The 14,370-nt window shown below is 54.6% G+C and carries 13 protein-coding genes; 1 reads left to right on the top strand and 12 read right to left on the bottom strand.

Annotation, left to right across the window (positions count from 1 at the left end; translation table 11 throughout):
• Positions 1 to 241: 241 nt before the first annotated feature.
• The 11 genes from trpS to pilM form a co-directional block, all read right to left on the bottom strand.
• Positions 242 to 1,246: a tryptophan--tRNA ligase gene (trpS, locus tag SC206_RS09155; protein ID WP_332736377.1), complete on the bottom strand. Its 1,005-nt coding sequence runs from the start codon at positions 1,244 to 1,246 to the stop codon at positions 242 to 244.
• 2 nt (positions 1,247 to 1,248) lie between these two features.
• Positions 1,249 to 1,947, bottom strand: coding sequence for a phosphoglycolate phosphatase (locus SC206_RS09150; protein WP_332736375.1), 699 nt, complete (start codon positions 1,945 to 1,947; stop codon positions 1,249 to 1,251).
• The gene (gene rpe / locus SC206_RS09145) at positions 1,940 to 2,641 is read right to left on the bottom strand and encodes a ribulose-phosphate 3-epimerase (protein ID WP_332736373.1); all 702 of its coding nucleotides are present in this window, start codon (positions 2,639 to 2,641) and stop codon (positions 1,940 to 1,942) included. The genes SC206_RS09150 and rpe overlap by 8 nt, the downstream gene beginning before the upstream one ends.
• Before the next feature lie 26 nt (positions 2,642 to 2,667).
• On the bottom strand, positions 2,668 to 3,480 hold the full coding sequence (dam, locus tag SC206_RS09140; protein ID WP_332736371.1) for an adenine-specific DNA-methyltransferase: 813 nt from the start codon (positions 3,478 to 3,480) through the stop codon (positions 2,668 to 2,670).
• Positions 3,481 to 3,559: 79 nt separating this feature from the next.
• Positions 3,560 to 4,636: an SPOR domain-containing protein gene (locus tag SC206_RS09135; RefSeq protein WP_332736369.1), complete on the bottom strand. Its 1,077-nt coding sequence runs from the start codon at positions 4,634 to 4,636 to the stop codon at positions 3,560 to 3,562.
• A gap of 126 nt (positions 4,637 to 4,762) precedes the next feature.
• The gene (gene aroB, locus SC206_RS09130; RefSeq protein ID WP_332736367.1) at positions 4,763 to 5,851 is read right to left on the bottom strand and encodes a 3-dehydroquinate synthase; all 1,089 of its coding nucleotides are present in this window, start codon (positions 5,849 to 5,851) and stop codon (positions 4,763 to 4,765) included.
• A gap of 56 nt (positions 5,852 to 5,907) precedes the next feature.
• Positions 5,908 to 6,429 carry a shikimate kinase AroK gene (aroK, locus tag SC206_RS09125; protein WP_009635755.1) on the bottom strand — a complete coding sequence of 174 codons (522 nt, stop codon included), beginning with the start codon at positions 6,427 to 6,429 and terminating at the stop codon, positions 5,908 to 5,910.
• Between the two features lie 383 nt (positions 6,430 to 6,812).
• Complete coding sequence (gene hofQ, locus SC206_RS09120; protein ID WP_332736364.1) at positions 6,813 to 8,153, bottom strand: DNA uptake porin HofQ; 1,341 nt, start codon at positions 8,151 to 8,153, stop codon at positions 6,813 to 6,815.
• Positions 8,143 to 9,156, bottom strand: coding sequence for a hypothetical protein (locus SC206_RS09115; RefSeq protein ID WP_332736362.1), 1,014 nt, complete (start codon positions 9,154 to 9,156; stop codon positions 8,143 to 8,145). Before SC206_RS09115 ends, hofQ begins: the two co-directional genes overlap by 11 nt.
• Before the next feature lie 9 nt (positions 9,157 to 9,165).
• Positions 9,166 to 9,708 carry a PilN domain-containing protein gene (locus tag SC206_RS09110; protein ID WP_332736360.1) on the bottom strand — a complete coding sequence of 181 codons (543 nt, stop codon included), beginning with the start codon at positions 9,706 to 9,708 and terminating at the stop codon, positions 9,166 to 9,168.
• Positions 9,708 to 10,556 (bottom strand): type IV pilus biogenesis protein PilM, encoded by an 849-nt coding sequence (pilM, locus tag SC206_RS09105; RefSeq protein ID WP_332736358.1) that lies wholly within the window; start codon positions 10,554 to 10,556, stop codon positions 9,708 to 9,710. The genes SC206_RS09110 and pilM overlap by 1 nt, the downstream gene beginning before the upstream one ends.
• Positions 10,557 to 10,708: 152 nt before the next feature.
• On the opposite strand from pilM, the gene mrcA reads away from it, so the two are divergent.
• Positions 10,709 to 13,261, top strand: a complete 2,553-nt coding sequence (gene mrcA / locus SC206_RS09100) for a peptidoglycan glycosyltransferase/peptidoglycan DD-transpeptidase MrcA (RefSeq protein WP_332736356.1) — start codon at positions 10,709 to 10,711, stop codon at positions 13,259 to 13,261.
• A gap of 167 nt (positions 13,262 to 13,428) precedes the next feature.
• On the opposite strand, the gene nudE is transcribed toward mrcA, so the two are convergent.
• The gene (gene nudE, locus SC206_RS09095) at positions 13,429 to 13,986 is read right to left on the bottom strand and encodes an ADP compounds hydrolase NudE (RefSeq protein ID WP_332736354.1); all 558 of its coding nucleotides are present in this window, start codon (positions 13,984 to 13,986) and stop codon (positions 13,429 to 13,431) included.
• Between the last annotated feature and the right edge of the window lie 384 nt (positions 13,987 to 14,370).

The following is a 14,370-nucleotide window of genomic DNA, read 5'->3' as shown; positions in this document are numbered from 1 at the left end:
AATTGGCGCTGTATCAAGGCGGCAAGCTTCGTCATCCCGATGAGCTGACACAGGTCAGTGATTCGGGTGGCTAAGTGCAGCTAACGCAGAGACAGCACCAAGAACGCCGGATCAAATACAAATCCAAGTAATTGGCGCTGTATCAAGGCGGCAAGCTTCGTCATCCCGATGAGCTGACACAGGTCAGTGATTCGGGTGGCTAAGTGAAGCTAACGCAGAGACAGCACCAAGAACGCCGGATTTAGGGTGCTGCGACGAAGCCGATAGCTTCGTATACACGTTTAAGCGTCTCTTGCGCGCGAGCACGGGCTTTCGCAGCGCCGTCGCGCATCACTTGCTGAAGATATTCTTCATCGGCGCGATAGGTGTTGAAACGCTCCTGCAAGGTGGTCAGCATGCCGGTTACCGCTTCGGCGACGGCACCTTTCAGGTGGCCATACATCTGACCTTCAAACTCGGCTTCCAGCTCGGCGATAGTTTTGCCGTTCACGCCCGACAGAATATCCAGCAGGTTCGACACGCCCGGTTTTGCAGCCTGATCGTAACGGATAACCGGCGGCTCTTCCGAGTCGGTCATGGCGCGCTTGATCTTTTTGGTCACCGATTTCGGGTCTTCCAGCAGGCCGATCACGTTGTTGCGGTTGTCGTCCGACTTGGACATCTTCTTGGTCGGATCCTGCAATGACATCACGCGCGCGCCGGATTTCGGAATAAACGGCTCGGGAATTTTAAATACGTCGCCATAAATTGCATTGAAACGACCGGCGATATCACGGCTCAGCTCCAAGTGCTGTTTCTGGTCTTCGCCGACCGGAACCTGATTGGTTTGGTACAGCAGAATGTCGGCCGCCATCAGCACAGGGTAATCGAACAGGCCCGCATTGATGTTATCGGCGTAGCGCGCAGACTTGTCTTTAAACTGGGTCATGCGGCTCAGCTCGCCGAAATAGGTGTAGCAGTTCAGCGCCCAACCCAGCTGGGAGTGCTCTGGCACGTGGGACTGAACGAAAATAGTGCTCTTTGCCGGATCGATACCGCAGGCCAGATAAAGCGCCAGCGTGTCGAGGGTCGCTTTGCGTAATTGAGCAGGATCTTGACGTGCCGTGATGGCGTGCAGGTCAACGATGCAATAAATGCAGTCATAATCATCCTGCATTTTAACCCATTGACGCAGAGCACCCATGTAGTTACCAATGCTCAATTCACCAGAGGGTTGTGCGCCACTAAAGACGATGGGTTTACTCATTTTTATGCTTCCTGATCCTTTAAAGGGGATAGCCCGAAGAGGGGCAAAAGGTCGGCAAAGCGTTCAAGAACCCGATCGGGTTGACTCAGCGCGATGGCTTCACCGTAATTATAACCATAGGTCATCCCAACACAGCGACAACCGGCAGCCTGTGCCGCCTGAATATCGTTGCGGGAATCGCCGACAAACACCAGCTCGCTAGCGCGCAGGCCGAGGTGAGCCAGCAGCAGATAAAGCGGCGCGGGGTGCGGTTTTTTCTGCACGACGTCGTCGCCACCAATGATCTGCGAAAAGAGTCCGTCGAGGCCGAGCGAGGTGAGCAAAGGCGCGACGAAAGGCGTCGGTTTGTTGGTAATCAAGCCGAGCGGAATGCCCGCCGCCGCCAGCGCAGTCAGCGTTTCTTTCACCTGCGGATAAAGCGTGCTGCCACCGGCGGCGGTTTGCGCGTAATAGCCATCAAACTTCTGACGCACATTTTGCAGAAACTTGGGCTCGAGAGAACCTTCGGCCCAGCGCACCGCGCGTTCGACCATGACATCTGCGCCGTTGCCAATCCAGGTGCTGACGCGCTCGACGCCCGCCTCGGGCAGGCCGACGTCAACCAACGCGCGATCTACCGCTTCGGCCAGACCCGGCGCGCTGTCGACCAACGTGCCGTCAAGGTCAAACGCTACGCCGAGCGGCGCGAAGTCGTTATTCATGAGCAGTCTGATGAGAAACTTTTGCCAGCTCGCTGCGCATCTTGTCGATCACGGCGCGATAGTCAGGCTGACCAAAAATAGCCGACCCGGCAACAAACATGTCGGCACCGGCCGCTGCGATTTCGCCGATATTATCGACCTTCACGCCGCCGTCGATTTCCAGACGAATGTTGTAGCCGCTTTCATCGATGCGCTTGCGCACTTCACGCAGCTTGTCGAGCGTGTGCGGAATAAACGACTGACCGCCAAAACCCGGATTGACCGACATCAGCAGGATTACGTCGAGCTTGTCCATCACGTAATCGAGATAGCTCAGCGGCGTGGCAGGCGTAAACACCAGCCCCGCCTTGCAACCGTGCTCTTTAATCAGTTGCAAGGTGCGATCAACGTGGAAGGAAGCTTCAGGATGGAAAGTGATGTAGGTCGCGCCCGCGTCGGCAAATTGCGGGATCAGGCTGTCGACCGGCGTCACCATCAGGTGAACGTCGATTGGCTTGTTGATCCCTTTCTCTTGCAGATACTTGTGCAACGACTGGCAGACGTTGGGTCCGATAGTCAGATTCGGCACATAGTGATTATCCATGACATCGAAATGCACGACGTCACCACCCGCCTCCAAAGCCTTCACGGTATCTTCGCCCAAGCGGGCAAAATCGGCCGCAAGAATGGATGGAGCAATCAAAAAATCTTTCATCTGCTTCTCCTACGTTGAAAAGTGACTTAACGATACAGAGCCAATAGCTCGGTCACCTTGCTGCGCTGCAATATGTTGCTGCTGATAGTCCTGCGCGCCGTCACTACGTGGAGCGTGGCGGCGGAATACCAGTCCCGGGTCAATTCAGTGTCGTGATTCGAAATCAGTACCGGCACCTGCTGATCTGCCAGCAACTGTTCGGCCAGGCGCGCCAGATTTTGCTGGTCGGCGAGGCTAAAACTGTTGGTGTGGTAGGCCGTAAAATTGGCCGTCGCCGAAAGCGGCACATAAGGCGGATCGCAATACACTACCGATCCGCGCTGCGCCTTCTCCAGAGTTTGCTGGTAATGCTCGCAGATAAACTGTGCATTTTGTGCTTTTTCGGAGAACCAATAGAGCTCGTCCTCAGGGAAATAAGGTTTCTTGTAACGACCAAAGGGCACGTTAAAAGATCCGCTGAGGTTATAGCGACAGAGGCCGTTGTAGCAGTGGCGATTCAGATATAAAAAGAGCAGCGAGCGACGATAGATATCCTTGCAGGCGTTGAATTCGGCCCTTAATTCATAGAATCGCTCTGACTGATTGAATTCTGGAGTAAAAAGTTCTCGCGCGTCACGGATAAACTCTTCGTGACGCGTTTTAACGATGTTGTACAGGTTGATGAGATCGCTGTTGATGTCGGCCAGAATATAGGCGTCATAATCGGTGTTTAAAAACACCGAACCCGCACCGACAAAAGGCTCAATCAAACAATCGCCCACTGGCAGATAACGTTTGATGTCATCAACCAGCGGATACTTGCCACCAGCCCATTTTAAAAAAGCGCGGTTCTTCTTCATGCCGTCAGTTAGCTACTTATACAATTCACAGCCGCGGATTGTACCCTGTTTTAGACAGCACATCGCGTACAGCTCAGATTCATTTTTTCAGGTCTTGCTGTACCTGGTGTACAGGCTTGACCCACGGTTTTTTCGCTTGCACGTCGGCCGGTAAACTGGCTATCGCGCGCTTGGCTTCTGCCGAAGAGGCATAGTTGCCGCTGACCAGAACAAACCAGGGTTTGCCGTCGCGTGCGGTTTGATAGACGTAATAGTTTTTCAGGCCTTGCTGACGCGCAAAGGTATTCAAGGAGTTAGCTTGCGACGCGCCGCTGAGTTGCAGGGTGTAATGACTGCCCGGTGCAGTTTTCAGCGCGGCGGCGCTACCTGATTCAACGGCCGCTTTCGCAGGCGCAGAAGCGGAACGTTCGGCTTCTCTTCTGACTTCAGGTTTACGCGCTGGCTCGGACGCTTTGGCAACAGGCGTACGGGCTGGCGTGGTGTGTTCAGTGCGTGACGCGCTGCGATGTTCGGCGGACGGCGCTTTTGTTGCCGAACGTGGCGCAGGTGCAACCGCCGTGCTGGCAGGTGCGCGACCTTTAATGCTGCCGTTCAACGTGGCCGGACCGGTTGGCAGCGACGTCAGAGACTGCGTGCCTGCGGTAGTTTGGCCTTCTGTGGCATCGTTAACCTGATTTTGCTGCTGAGTGAGGGCATCGTTGATGTCACCTGGCAGGTCGACACGCTCTTTCTGGCCGTTATCGGCAGCCGGTTGCGCGTCGGTTGGCGTCGAAGAAACCGCAGGCAGGCCGATGCTCTTAGGTTGCGTCGCCGCGTTGTTGGCGTCGGTTTGCCCTGCCGTCGCTGGCGTCTGGGCGTTTGGCGCCTGCACCGGATCGGCCGCCGTGCCAGTAGCAGCACCTGAATCGGCACTCCCTGACAGACTAATATCTTTTGGACCGTTAGACGGCGCAGAAGCTGTGTTCGAAGAAGGGGATTTCAGCGCAGAGCCAATGCCGAGGATCAGCAATAGCAGCACGATAATGCCGATACCAATCATCAGATACTGACGGGAAACCGCGAGTTTTGGAGCCGGTGCAGACTGCCTGCGCGAACGCGGTGGGCGGCGATCGCTGGTATCTGGTTTAAGATCGTCTTCCGGTGGTAAATCGTCCATCTAAAATCCTCCAACCCGTCTAAATACCCCGATCGGTATCGAACGGGGTCAACGATGATTCAACTGCTACGTAATAGCCAACTACTCTGGAATATCGCCCTATTATATAGAGCATAAAAACGCCGGTTACCGCGTTTCGCAATCCCTGATAGAGGCTAATACCATGTCATGCGGCACGCCTTTGCGTACTTCAGACTGCCCTACCGCCGTCGGCAATACCAGACGTAATTCGCCTGCCAGAACCTTTTTATCGCGCAGCATGTGCGGCAGATAATCTTCGGCGGCCATCTCTTGCGGGCCGCTGACCGGCAAACCTGCGCGAATCAGCAGAGATTTAACACGAGCGATATCTTCCAGGCTGAACTGGCCCAGACGGTGCGCGGTATGACAGGCCATGACGATTCCGGCAGCGACGGCTTCACCGTGCAACCAGTTGCCGTAACCCATGCCCGCTTCGATAGCGTGTCCGTAAGTGTGGCCGAGATTGAGCAAGGCGCGCAGGCCGTGTTCGTGTTCATCGGCGGCCACCACCTCGGCTTTCAGCTCGCAGCAACGACGAATGCAGTAAGCCATCGCGCTCATATCAAGCGCCAGCAGAGCATCCATGTTGTTTTCGAGCCAAACGAAGAAGTCGGCATCAAGAATAATGCCGTATTTGATCACTTCAGCCAGACCGGAAGCGAGCTCGCGGGCGGGTAAAGTGCGCAGGCAATCTAAATCAATCACAACCGAGGCAGGTTGATAGAACGCCCCAATCATGTTTTTGCCTAGCGAATGGTTGACGCCAGTCTTGCCGCCAACGGAAGAATCAACCTGAGAGAGCAACGTGGTAGGCACTTGAATAAAACGCACGCCACGCTGATAGCTGGCCGCAGCGAAGCCGGTCAAATCGCCGATAACTCCGCCACCCAATGCAACGAGAGTGGTGTCACGACCGTGAGGTTTTTCGAGTAACGCCGAGAAAACCTCATTAAGAACAGACAGGGATTTGTACTGTTCGCCATCAGGCAGAATCACCTGATCAACACGAACGCCTGCTTGCTCAAGCACTGAACGAACGTTGTCCAGATAGAGAGGGGCCAAGGTCTGGTTTGTTACCAGCATGACCTGATCACCTGCCTTTAAAGGCATAAAAGAAGCCGGATCGTTAAACAACCCGGCGGCAATCGTAATGGGATAACTACGCTCCCCTAACGTTACAGTAATCCTCTCCATGTCGTGCTCAATGACCTTCTAAATTTGCACCCTCAGGCTGTGGTTGAATACCAGAGTTAGTTGCTTTCAATCATGTTAATGATTTGATTGGCAACGACTTTGGCGCTTTGATCATCAGTACGGATAGTCACATCCGCTATCTCTTCGTAAAGCGGGTTGCGCTCGGCCGCAAGTGCTTCAAGCACTTCGCGTGGCGGTGAGCTCACCTGCAACAAAGGACGTTTCTTGTCACGTTGAGTACGTGCCAGCTGCTTTTCGATTGTAGTTTCTAAATAAACGACGACGCCGCGGGCTGACAAGCGATTGCGGGTTTCACGTGATTTCACGGATCCGCCACCAGTTGCCAGAACGATGCCTTGTTTTTCGGTGAGTTCGTTAATCACTTTTTCTTCGCGATCGCGGAATCCATCCTCACCTTCCAAATCAAATACCCAGCCCACATCAGCTCCGGTACGTCGCTCAATTTCGTGATCGGAGTCAAAAAACTCCATATTGAGTTGTTGAGCTAACTGTCGACCAATAGTGCTTTTGCCGGCACCCATAGGCCCAACCAGAAAGATATTGCGTTTCTCTGCCATGTTTTTCGGTATTACTAAGACAATTCGTTGATGATAACCCGCCCCGCCAATCAAATTAGCGGCGGGACCTAAACTGAAACCTCATGAGCGTAAGTGCGAGATCAGATAAAAATTATCTCAACACTCCTGGTAGTTTGGCAACCGAATAAACTGCATGTTAACTACTTAAACTGAATGTTAACTACATCGCGCGCCGCAGGAGGGAAACCATACGTTTTTATCGGCGCGTCGGCATTAAAAAAATCTCGGTGCTCAATTCGGTAACCCTTGTAAGCTAAATCGGCGGCAGCGTCAAACTCAGAAGCCTTTCGCCACACAAAAAGTTGCATAAGCTCAACGCATTTGTGCAAATTCAGTCAACAGTATACCCAAAGTTTCGACGACTATTGGCTGTTGATTAGCGTTGGAGTGATAAAAATCACTAATTCGCGACGTTGGTCATGCGTAGATTGTTGTTTGAACAGCCCACCTACCAACGGAAGATTGCCTAATCCCGGCACTTTATTCACCGTATTTATGTCCTGTTGCTGAAAAATCCCGCCCAATATCAGCGTTTCGCCATCTTTTACCGTGACCTGGGTTTTTATCTCCTGTTTGTCGATAGAAAGCGCTTCGCCTTCGGCCTGCTTTATTTTTCGTCCGGGCATATTCTGACTAATCTGAAGAGCCAGCGTGATAGCGCCGTTGGGCAGAATTTTCGGCGTGACCTCCATGCCCAGCACTGCCTCCTTGAATTCAATCGACGTCGCGCCGCTGGCCCCGCTCGAGACCTGATAAGGAATTTCGGTGCCCTGCTTGATGCTGGCGGTTTGCAGATTGGCGGTCATCAGTCGCGGACTGGCGATAATCTCGACCCTGTCTTTCTGCTCCAGCGCCGACAGTTCAAGGCTCAGCATTTTTTCGCCGATGCGTGCCAGAGTAAAGCCAGCGCTAATAAACGGATTATCAACAGTATGACCAATATTGACCTCGCCCACTTGCAGCGCCTTGCTGGCAACGGCAGGAGTGTTGATCCCCCAACGCACGCCGAGCTCGCGCAGGCTGTCGCGATTCATGGTGACGATGTGCGCCGCAATCTGCACCTGCTGAATCGGATAATCCATCGCCTCGACCCAGCGCCGCGCGTTGTCCAGCTCCGGCCGGGCGTCGCGAATCAACAGCTGATTGGTGCGCGTATCGGCGCTGACCAGCGCGCGCAGTGAAAGCAGCGTGCCTTTTTGCGCGTTAAGCTGTGCGGCCACCGCGGCTGCGTCGGCGTGTTTCAAGCCGATCGTCAGAGCAATCAGCGGACGCGCCTGCTTTTGCCTTTCAGCCTGCTCGCTCTTTTGCTGTCGCTGCACCGCCAGCTCGGATTCCGGAAAAATCATCAGCACGCTGCCCTGCTTCTGGCTGGTTAATTTTCCCATCCGCATCACCACCTCGAGCGCCTGCTGCCACGGAATCGCTTTCATCCGCACACTCAGATTGCCCGCCACGCCCGGTCCGAGCACCAGATTAAGCTGCTGGTGATCGGCCAGTGCGCGCAAAATCAACGCCACGGGCGCGTCATAAAATTCGAGGCTGATAGGTTCTGCCGTGGGTTTTTCACTTTTCTGCGACGTTTTACTTATTTTTGCGCCTGTCGTCGCGCCAAAGGCCTGAGTCACCTGCATACCCGAAAGAGGCAGAAAAAAAGCGGGCAAAAGGAGGCCGAGCGCAAACCTAAAGCGGTATTTAGATTTCATAATATTGCCCTTCGTGACCTGCCGAATATTGTTCTCCATGAACTGCTTGCAGGCTCGCCTGCCCCGCCAGCGTCAATATTTGCTGCTGTTCGCCGCAGCGCGGCTGGGTAAAGGTGATCCGCACCTGCGTGTCTGTAACCTCGTCGATGTGGCCGCCGTGATGTGGCAGCACCTCGCCCGCCCGCGCCTTGAACCACTCACCGGCAGAAATCAGCAGCCAGCCGGTAAACTGTTTGGCGTTACCAATAATCCCCGCGAGCTGCGGGAAATCCGGCTCCCGGTCGCGAGCGGAACAACGCAGCGGACGCCGAGGCGAAAACGGGTCACGCAGCACGGGCAATGAAAACTGCCTGACGGCCTGCTCTTTTTGCTCGTGGCCAATCTGTCCGCGATAGGCTGCAAGCTTAAGAGTGACATTCAGCAGCGCGCCGGTGGCCTCGGCCGAATCACCTTCACGCGCTGAGCTATTTTCACGAGCCAAGCTATTTTCTCGATTCAAGCTATTTTCACGAGCCAAGCTAATAGAAAGCTGCTCGACGGCCACGGGCGTAGCGGATTGCGTCAGTAATTGTTGCAACAGCGTGACCAGCCCGAGATAAGGCAGTTGAAGTGTAAAAGTACCCTGCTGCTGCAAACCGTCTGAAAGTGCCGCGTCTTTAGCGGGCAGCCACTGAATCAGCCGTCCTCCGGCGGCATTGAGCGGAGCAAGAATATGCTGCGGCAGCGATGGCAAGGCGGCGGGCGATGGCGCAATCGCCGCGATAGCCGTCTGCCATTCGGCCCGTGAACGCTGGCGTAACAGCACGCGTTGCTGCTGCGAAAGATGCGTTTGCTGTGCTGCAAGCTGAATATCCAGCGCGTCGGCGGTGCGTGAAAATGGCTGAACGTCAAACCCGTAACCCGCCGCCGCGAGCACCAGCAGCAGGCTTCCGAGCAGCAGCGCTAGCTGTTTATCGGTCAACAGCAGCAGTCGATGTACAAAGTCGCGATATTCCGTTCGCATGATGTGGCCTTATTTGCCCTCTGCGGATTGCAGCGTGGCGTTTAGCGAAAAAGAGAGATCTTCGGCGGGAAGCTGCTTAACTTCACGCAGCAAAGTCTGCGGGAAAAGCGTGTCATGAGGTAACGCGCGGCTCAGCGTGAGAATTTCTTCATAGCGCGTGCTTCTGCCCTCGAGAGTCATCACTGCCGCATTTTGGCTAAGCTGAGTCGCCCACACCTCTTGCGGCATCACCTGAGAAAGCTGCTGCAACAGCCCGACATATTGCAGGCTGCGGCTAAATCGCTGCCGCGTTTGCAGATTCAGCCGTTCGGCCTCGCGATAATCGTTTTCCAGCGCTTTGACCTTCTCCAGCTGGCCTTGCAGCGCGGTGCGATAATCGCCTAACGCGCCTACTGCCTGTTCCTGCCGACGGATTGCCTGCTGGCTTAGCAGGCTGGCGGCGGTCAGAATCAGGGCGCCTGTTGCGAGGCCGAACAGGAGAAAGCGCTGCCAAAATCGGGCGCGTCTGTCGCGTAGTCGCTCGCGCCACGGCAGAAGATTGACGCGCAGCATCAGCTGTCCGCCGGGCGCACGGCGAGTCCGGCGGCAATCGCAAAAGCGCCCGGATTGAGAGGTAAAGGCGGTGACATCTGTTGAAAAGCGCTAAACGGTGACCAGCTTTTCATGCCGTCGGGGGTTGGAAAATCATCAACGCTGGTGAAATAAAGCGTGTTATCACAGAGCGTGTGCGCGCGATAAAGCGTCGCCAGCTTTTTCTGAAAATCAGCAGGGTCGCCCATCTCATCGTCATCGAATAATCCGAATTGAAAAGGCAGGCCGTGCGGCGCCGTCCACAGCCACTGTTTATCGAAACGATGCAGCAATAACGCCTCGGCGGGTAGGTTGGCGGCGCGCGCGGCGGTTTGAATCGCACAGGGCGTCAGCTCGATAATCTCGGGCGTTAACTTCGCCTGCGCCAGACAGTGCTGCCACTGCGCAAGCTCCTCCCGCCGCGCCGCCGTGACAATCAGCTGCCCGTCGTCACTGGGTTCGCAGCGATAGTCGAGCGCCAACGATTCAACCGCCAGCGGTAACTGCTTGGCGGCACTGGCGCGAATAAAGGCGTCGCGATGAGGTTCATGCAGACGATTGTCAGGCGTTGGCACACGAACCTGAATAATGCGCTGCGCCGGAAGAGAGATTCGAAGGGAAATTGTGCGGGGTAAACAGCGCCGCCAGCGCGATAATATGACGATTAATTGTTCAGTCTCATGTAATATTCCCTGCCGCATGACCTCCTGCGGCAACGGCTGCTGCCACCAATGGCGCAACTGCCAACCGCTGCGCCGCTTTTGAACGCCGATAGCGCGTGCGCAGCCGTTTTGAATATCCAGGCCAACTTGCCACGTTAAATGTCGCATTGTATTACACTTCCTTGTCGGTAAAAGGAGAGCCAACGGAACGTTGGGCATATCTCTGCGGCAGGGTTGCTTTTATACTCTGCCTTCGACTACCGTACTGCGCGCGCGGCTGTTTATAAACTGCCCAAATGTCATTGAATGGGAAATATCAGGTGAAGTTCGTAAAGTATTTATTGATCCTTGTAGTGTGTTGCATTGTTCTGGGAGCCGCCTCGGTATATGGCCTTTATAAATATATCGAACCACAGTTGCCGGATGTCGCGACGTTAAAAGACGTGCGCTTGCAAATCCCTATGCAGGTTTACAGCGCCGACGGCGAATTAATCGCCCAGTACGGTGAAAAGCGCCGTATTCCTCTGAAGCTTGACCAGATCCCGCCGGAGCTGGTGCACGCGTTCATCGCGACGGAAGACAGCCGTTTTTATGAGCACCACGGAATCGACCCGGTCGGTATTTTCCGTGCGGCTTCGGTTGCCATGCTTTCGGGTCGTGCAACGCAGGGTGCCAGTACGATCACTCAGCAGTTGGCGCGAAACTTCTTCCTGAGTCCCGAGCGCACGCTCACGCGCAAGATAAAAGAGGCGTTTCTCGCTATCCGCATCGAGCAGCTGATGACCAAAGACGAGATCCTTGAGCTTTATCTCAACAAGATCTATCTGGGTTATCGCGCCTATGGCGTAGGTTCTGCGGCGCAGGTTTATTTCGGTAAAAACGTCGATCAGCTGACGTTGAGCGAAATGGCCGTGATTGCCGGCCTGCCGAAAGCGCCGTCGACTTTCAACCCGCTTTACTCGCACGACCGCGCTCTGGCGCGCCGTAACGTCGTACTCGCGCGTATGCTCAACGAAAATTACATCACGCAGGCGCAGTATGACGACGCCCGCGCGCAGCCGCTGGTCGCCAACTATCACCCGCCGGAAATCGCCTTCTCTGCGCCGTATCTGACTGAAATGGTGCGTCAGGAGATGGTGAAACGTTACGGCGACAACGCCTATAACGACGGTTACAAGGTTTACACCACGGTGACCCGTAAAACCCAGCTGGCCGCGCAGGACGCGTTACGTAATAACGTGATCGCCTACGACATGCGTCACGGCTACCGTGGCCCATCGAACCAGCTGTGGAAAGTCGGCGAGATGACGTGGGACCAGAAGAAAATCGTTAGCTCGTTGAAAACGCTGCCGGTTTACGGCCCGCTGTTCCCTGCGGTAGTCACGCAAATTGACAACGCGCAGGCGACGGCGACCATGGCCAACGGCGACAGCATCAGCATGCCGTTTAGCGGCATGAGCTGGGCGCGCGCCTTCCGTTCAGACACCAGTCAGGGTCCGAATCCGAAGAAAGTCAGCGACGTCGTGCAGCCGGGCCAGCAGATTTGGGTGCGTAAAGTCGGTAACGACTGGTGGCTGGCGCAGGTTCCTGACGTCAACTCCGCCATCGTTTCTCTGAACAACGTGACAGGCGCGGTTGATGCGCTGGTCGGCGGTTTCGACTTCAATCAGAGTAAATTTAACCGCGCGACGCAGGCGTTACGTCAGGTCGGTTCGAACATTAAACCGTTCCTCTACACCGCCGCGATGGACAAAGGGCTGACGCTGGCCTCAATCCTCAACGACGTGCCGATCACCCGTTGGGATGCTGGCGCTGGTACTGAATGGCGTCCGAAAAACTCACCGGCGACCTACGACGGGCCGATTCGCCTGCGTCAGGGTCTGGGTCAGTCGAAAAACGTGGTGATGGTGCGTGCAATGCGTGCGATGGGCGTCGATTATGCCGCCGACTATTTGCAGCGTTTCGGCTTCCCGCCGGAAAATATTGTGCATTCAGAGTCACTTGCGCTAGGTTCGGCCTCCTTTACGCCGATGCAGATGGTGCGCGGATACGCTGCGTTGACCAACGGCGGTTATCTGGTTGACCCTTACTTTATCGCCAAGATTACCGATGATTTCGGCAAAACTGTCTTTGAAGCCAAGCCGCGTATTGCTTGTGAAACCTGTGATATTCCGGTGATTTACGGTAACTCGCAGAAAACGGCGGTGCTCTCTGATGACAACGTCGAAAACGTCGCGGTATCGAACGAAGCGACAACCGACACGGTGCCGAAGCCGCAGCTTGAGCAGGTCGCGCCGGGACAGGTACAAAACGATCCGGAATATGCGCCGCACGTTATCAGCACGCAGCTTTCGTTCCTGATCCACGACGCGCTGAACAGTAATGTCTTCGGCGAACCGGGTTGGATGGGCACCGCGTGGCGCGCAGGTCGTGACTTGAAACGTCATGACATCGGCGGCAAAACGGGTACTACCAACAGCTCGAAAGATGCGTGGTTCTCGGGTTACGGCCCGGGTATCGTGACTTCGGTTTACATCGGCTTTGACGATCACCGTCGCGATTTGGGGCGCACGTCGGCCTCTGGCGAGATTGACGATCAGCTTTCCGGTTACGAAGGCGGCGCGAAAAGCGCCCAGCCAGCGTGGGATGATTACATGAAGGCCGCGCTCGACGGCGTGCCGGAACAGATGCTCAGCCCGCCTCCAGGTATTGTGACCGTCAACATTGATAAGCGCACGGGCAAACTGGCCGATGGGTCGGGCGGCAGTCGTCCTGAGTACTTTATCGATGGCACCCAGCCAACCGAGCACGCCGTGCATGATGTCGGCACGGCGGTGATGGGCACTGACGGCCAGTCGAAAGAGCTGTTCTAACCGCTTTTAGAATAGTTCTAACCGCTTTTAAAATAGTTCTAAGCGTTTTTAAAATAGTTATAAATCGCCTGTAACAGGCAACAAAAAAGCCGGACTGAATCAACTTAAGCCCGGCTTTTTCTTTTTATAAAATCATCTATTTATAAAACTTAGGTAATTTAAGGCGTTTATCGCGCCTGACGCGTCAGGAAGTCGTGGGCCAAAAACAGCGCGGAGACGTTTCTTGCCTCGTTGAAATCAGGCTGCTGCAACAGTTCCATCATGCGGGAAATCGGCCAGCGGGTCTGCGGCAGCGGTTCAGGTTCGTCACCCACTAAACTCTGTGGATACAACGCCTTGGCGATGACGATATTCATCCGGCTCGAGAAATATGACGGCGCCATGGTCAGCTTCGCCAGCACGTCAAAATGCTGCGCGCCGTAGCCCACCTCTTCCATCAGCTCGCGATTGGCGGCTTCAAGCACGCTTTCGCCCGGATCAATCAAACCTTTCGGAAAGCCCAGCTCGTAGCCTTCGATCCCGACGGCGTACTCGTGAATCAGCAGCAAGTCGTCGCCAATCACGGGCACGATCATTACCGCTTCCCGATCGGACGGGCGCATACGTTCATACACGCGCTGTTCGCCGTTGCTAAACGTCAAATCAACAGACTCGATGGTGAACAAACGGGAGCGGGCTACAGTTTCAACTTTCAGGATCTTAGGTTTTTGCAGATGCTTATCCATATCGTCCCCAATTATATTATCCCCTCGCTGCGAATAACCTGGCTCTCTTCACGCGCGAAAGCCAACCATTCCTGCCGAACATTTTGTGTTCCTATAATGCGTTAATGCTCACACCAATCGCAATCTTTGAACGCGATTCTTTCTTCATCACTGCCAATTTACGCTTTTTAGCGTACCATCTGGCCGTCGTCGCGTGGCTGACCGGCAATAACAAAAGTTTGCATCTTTCAAAATAGGATTATGCCGATACCCAATTAAGGTTAAAAATTGTTATTATTTAGAGTGCTAAGCACCGGCTTGCTTATGCCGACAATACATTGATTACAATAATAAAACTTTTTCCTGATAAAAAGATACGTTCTAACTATTTTGAACTTTATATTT

The organism is Rouxiella sp. T17 (genome assembly GCF_036663475.1).
Classification (GTDB): domain Bacteria; phylum Pseudomonadota; class Gammaproteobacteria; order Enterobacterales; family Enterobacteriaceae; genus Rouxiella.
This window is presented reverse-complemented; position numbering and strand designations above follow the sequence as displayed.